Below are 4,004 nucleotides of genomic sequence, written 5' to 3' on the forward strand. Positions count from 1 at the left end.
CCGCGAATAAGCGCAAGGATTCGCTGGTACACGGAGGTGGCCAGGTACTCGGCCTTCTCATCCGTTTCCGCCACCACCATGGGAATGCCCAGCATCACATACGGCTTGTCCAGCGTGGTGGAGGGCTTGAAGTGGTTGCGGTATACCCGGATGGCCTCGTGCATGTAGCGCGGCGCAAAATGTGAAGCAAAGGCGTAGGGCATGCCGCGCATGCCGGCCAACTGCGCGCTGAACAGGCTGGAGCCGAGCAACCACATCGGTACGTCGGTGTCGTGGCCCGGTACCGCGATCACTTTCTGATCATCGGTGCGCGGGCCCAGGTAGCGCGACAATTCCTCGACATCGTCGGGAAAATCGTCGGCACTGCCCGAGCGTTCGCGGCGCAGGGCATGAGCGGTCATCTGGTCGGAGCCCGGCGCGCGGCCCAGGCCCAGGTCGATACGGCCAGGGTACAGGCTGGCCAGCGTGCCGAACTGCTCGGCGATTACCAGCGGCGCATGGTTGGGCAACATCACCCCACCAGAACCCACACGAATGCTCGAGGTGCCACCGGCCAGGTAGCCAATCAGCACAGAGGTGGCCGAACTGGCGATGCCGTCCATGTTGTGGTGCTCGGCCACCCAGAAGCGGTTGTAGCCAAAGCGCTCGACGTGTTGTGCCAGGTCCAGCGAGTTGCGCAGTGACTGCGCCGGGCCGGCGTCGGCACGCACCGGTACCAGGTCGAGGGTGGAAATCTTCAGGTCACGCAGCTGCGTCATGGAGCCTCCGCAAAGGTGGTTGGCCAACGGCCTTTTTAACTCTGTATGGGCATATTCGGCAGATTCAATGTTTGCCGTGCGATTGGTCTGAACTTGCCGTAGGCGGCTGGCCTCTGAACTCATACGCATGTAAACCACGACCAGGAGGCATCATGAAAAAGACAGCATCGGCGATCTGGCAAGGTGGCCTGAAGGATGGCAAAGGCCTGCTTTCCACGGAAAGCGGCGCGCTCAAGCAGAACCCGTATGGCTTCAACACCCGTTTCGAGGGTTCGCCCGGCACCAACCCGGAAGAACTGATCGGCGCGGCGCATGCCGGCTGTTTCTCGATGGCGCTGTCGATGATGCTCGGCGAAGCGGGGCTGACCGCAGAGCGGATCGATACCGCTGCCGAGGTGACGCTCGACAAGCTGGCAGATGGCTTTGCCATTACCGCCGTGCATCTGGTGCTCAGGGCCAAGGTGCCTGGGGCAAGTGAGGCGCAGTTCCTGGAAATCGCCAACAAGGCCAAGGAAGGTTGCCCGGTGTCCAAGGTATTGAACGCCAAAATCAGCCTGGATGCCGCCCTGGTGGGCTGAAGCGGTGCAACAGGGGCAGTTTGCGGTAGTCTAAACAGCGTCGGCAGCACGCTGCCCTTTGAGGAGCCGTTCCATGATCCGCGTAGCAATCGCTGTATTGGCTTCCCTGGTTGCCACCTCTGCGCTGGCGGCGGTCAAGCCGTGCGAAGAGCTCAAAGCCGAGATCGAGGCCAAGATCCAGGCGCAGGGGGTTGCCTCTTATACCTTGGAAATCGTGCCGAACAGTGAGGTAAAGGACCAGAACATGGTGGTCGGGACTTGCGATGGCGGCACCAAGAAGATCATTTATCAGAAGAATGATCGCTAGGTTCGCAATCCTGGGGCTGCAATGCAGCCCCAGGATTCACGGAATGCAGAACACTTCGCTAGGCTCGTTCACCACCACCGTGCGGCTTGCGTCGTACAGCAGCACTTGCGGCTGCATGACTGGCGCCCGCGCTTCCAGGCGATAGCGCTCTCCAGCCTTGAAGTCGTCAAAGCGTACGGTCAGGTAGCACGTACGGTCCCTGGGCTCGGACATGATCCCGCCCGAGTAGATTTCATAATCGAAACGCACCACCAGTTCGTGCTTGCCCGGCGTCACCTGAAAGTAGCGGCCGTCCTCCAGGCGCTTGCCGTCCAGGCGGTCGGCCATGATCACCCTGCCGGGGGTCATGGTGTAAAGGTCGATCCACGCTTGCTTGGGGTCGACGGGCGGCAAGGGGCTGGCGCAGGCTCCCAGTGCACTGAGGGCGATCAGCATCATGGGCTGGCGCATGGCAAAACTCCCACTTGCGATTTACACCCTACAAGCATAGCGCCGTTTACGTGGCTCAGGTGCGCTGGCAGCCCGCCGGCAGGCCTTGGCCAAGCAGTCTTTGCTGGTGGTCATAGAGTTTGATCCAGGGCCGGAAGCCAATGCTGCCAGCATGCAGCTGATAACGCTGCCCGGCGCTGAAGTCCTTGAAGGTCAGCTTGACCTGGCAATCGCGCCACAGCGGCTCGTCGACCGGGCCGATATTGCTGGGGGTGACCGGGAACTGGTAACGCACGGTCAATTCATGGCTACCAGGTTGTACCTCGAAGTAGCGGCTGTCAGCCCAGTCGCGTTCGTCGACCTGCACGGCGTCCAGCGAGCTGTTTTCGTAGGGTGTAAGGTCGATCCAGGCCTGATTCGGGTCTGCGTCTGGCAGGGTCGAACAGGCGGAAATCAGCAGCAGTGAACCGGCGACCAGCAATGCACGCATGGCGAAACTCCCCCTTGGCGAGATAGTCTTGGAGCGAATCGACCTTGAGCGAGTCAGACAGTCCCGGATGCTTCGACTTTTTCTTGTGCAGCGCTCAGGCCATCGGGCACTCGACCGCGTTTTCACCCGATTGGTTCCGCTGCTGGCGACGCTTCTGCTGAACGGTTGCAGCGGTGCTGCCTACTATGGGCAGTTGGCCGAGGGCCAGTGGCAGCTGCTGCGGGCGCGGCAACCCGTGGAGCAGGTAGTGGCCGACCCGACCACGCCGGCGAAATTGCGTGCGCATCTGCAACATGCCGAGCAGGCACGGGTTTTTGCCAGCCAGCATTTGAAACTGCCGGACAATCGCAGTTATCGGGTTTACGCCGACCTCGGCCGCCCGTATGTGGTGTGGAATGTCTTCGCCACGCCAGAGCTGTCGTTGCAGCCAGTCACGCACTGTTTTCCGGTTGCAGGATGCGTGGCGTACCGCGGGTATTACCAGCAGGGTGCGGCGCGTGGCGCGGCGGCGCTGATGCGCCAGAACGGCCTGGATGTGTATGTGGGTGGGGTTGAAGCGTATTCGACCCTGGGCTGGTTCGATGACCCGATACTGTCGTCGATGGTGGGCTGGGGTGACGAGCGGCTGGCCACGCTGATCTTCCATGAACTGGCCCACCAGCGTTTCTACGTGCAGGACGATACCGAGTTCAACGAGTCGTTTGCCTCCTTTGTCGAGCAGGAGGGAACCCGGCAATGGCGCTTGGCGCGTGGGCTGGCGCCGGTTGGCGGGGACCAGGGGCAGCAGCGTGACGAATTCATCCGCTTGGTATTGGCCAGCCGTGAACGGTTGCAGGCGATCTATGCCGGGCCGTTGGATGATGGGCACAAGCGCCTGGCCAAACGGGCGGAGTTCGAGCGGCTGAGGCGGGAATACCGGCAGGTTCGGGATGGTCAGTGGGGCGGGGACAAGCGCTATGACACCTGGATATATGGGCCGATGAACAATGCCAAGTTGTTGCCATTCGGGCTGTATGACCAGTGGGTGCCGGCGTTTGCGGCGGTGTTTCGCGAGGTTGATGGGGATTGGGGGCAGTTTTATCAGCGGGTTGAGCAACTGGGGAAATTGCCGATTGCAGAAAGGAAAGTGGCGTTGCAGCGGTTGATGATAAGCCTTTGAGATTACGGGGCCGCTTTGCGGCCCATCGTCGGCAAGCCAACTCCCACAGGGACCGCACAGGATTTGCGATGGATGCAGTACTTGTGGGAGTTGGGCTTGCCGGCGATGGGCTGCAAAGCAGCCCCATGGCTATCAAGCCTTGACGAATGCCTGATGCATCTCGGCCAAGGTGGCAAAGTGGAATGCCGGCTCCTGCGCCACCAACTCTTCCTGGCTACCAAACCCGTACCCCACAGCCACTGCCTGCACGCCATTGCTGCGGGCACCGATCAGGTCATGCTTG

The 4,004-nt window shown here is 61.3% G+C and carries 6 protein-coding genes and 1 pseudogene; 3 read left to right on the forward strand and 4 right to left on the reverse strand.

What is annotated here, in order from left to right:
- On the reverse strand, positions 1–758 hold a 758-nt coding region (locus tag HP546_RS27120), incomplete at its 3' end, for an LLM class flavin-dependent oxidoreductase (RefSeq protein ID WP_172231973.1).
- A 152-nt stretch (positions 759–910) separates the two neighbouring features.
- Here HP546_RS27120 and HP546_RS27125 point away from each other — a divergent pair.
- The gene (locus HP546_RS27125; RefSeq protein ID WP_172231976.1) at positions 911–1,336 is read left to right on the forward strand and encodes an OsmC family protein; all 426 of its coding nucleotides are present in this window, start codon (positions 911–913) and stop codon (positions 1,334–1,336) included.
- A gap of 73 nt (positions 1,337–1,409) precedes the next feature.
- Positions 1,410–1,643 carry a DUF1161 domain-containing protein gene (locus HP546_RS27130; protein WP_172231979.1) on the forward strand — a complete coding sequence of 78 codons (234 nt, stop codon included), beginning with the start codon at positions 1,410–1,412 and terminating at the stop codon, positions 1,641–1,643.
- A 36-nt stretch (positions 1,644–1,679) separates the two neighbouring features.
- On the opposite strand, the gene HP546_RS27135 is transcribed toward HP546_RS27130, so the two are convergent.
- Positions 1,680–2,093, reverse strand: coding sequence for a hypothetical protein (locus HP546_RS27135; RefSeq protein ID WP_172231982.1), 414 nt, complete (start codon positions 2,091–2,093; stop codon positions 1,680–1,682).
- 55 nt (positions 2,094–2,148) lie between these two features.
- Complete coding sequence (locus tag HP546_RS27140) at positions 2,149–2,562, reverse strand: hypothetical protein (RefSeq protein WP_172231985.1); 414 nt, start codon at positions 2,560–2,562, stop codon at positions 2,149–2,151.
- Positions 2,563–2,647: 85 nt separating this feature from the next.
- Between HP546_RS27140 and HP546_RS27145 the strand changes: the two genes are divergently transcribed.
- A complete protein-coding gene (locus HP546_RS27145; protein WP_172231988.1) occupies positions 2,648–3,721 on the forward strand; it encodes an aminopeptidase in 1,074 nt (357 codons plus the stop codon).
- A 132-nt stretch (positions 3,722–3,853) separates the two neighbouring features.
- Here the strand turns inward: HP546_RS27145 and HP546_RS27150 are convergent.
- A pseudogene (locus HP546_RS27150) lies at positions 3,854–4,004 on the reverse strand (HAD family hydrolase); the annotation flags it as partial.

The sequence above is a fragment of the Pseudomonas sp. CM25 genome, from assembly GCF_013179705.1.
Taxonomy (GTDB): Bacteria; Pseudomonadota; Gammaproteobacteria; order Pseudomonadales; family Pseudomonadaceae; genus Aquipseudomonas.

Bases quoted from the DNA above. Each gene is read 5' to 3' on its own strand.
- HP546_RS27125 (WP_172231976.1), top strand. From the start codon at position 911: ATGAAAAAGACAGCATCGGCGATCTGGCAAGGTGGCCTGAAGGATGGC.
- HP546_RS27130 (WP_172231979.1), top strand. From the start codon at position 1,410: ATGATCCGCGTAGCAATCGCTGTATTGGCTTCCCTGGTTGCCACCTCT.
- HP546_RS27135 (WP_172231982.1), bottom strand. From the start codon at position 2,093: ATGCGCCAGCCCATGATGCTGATCGCCCTCAGTGCACTGGGAGCCTGC.
- HP546_RS27140 (WP_172231985.1), bottom strand. From the start codon at position 2,562: ATGCGTGCATTGCTGGTCGCCGGTTCACTGCTGCTGATTTCCGCCTGT.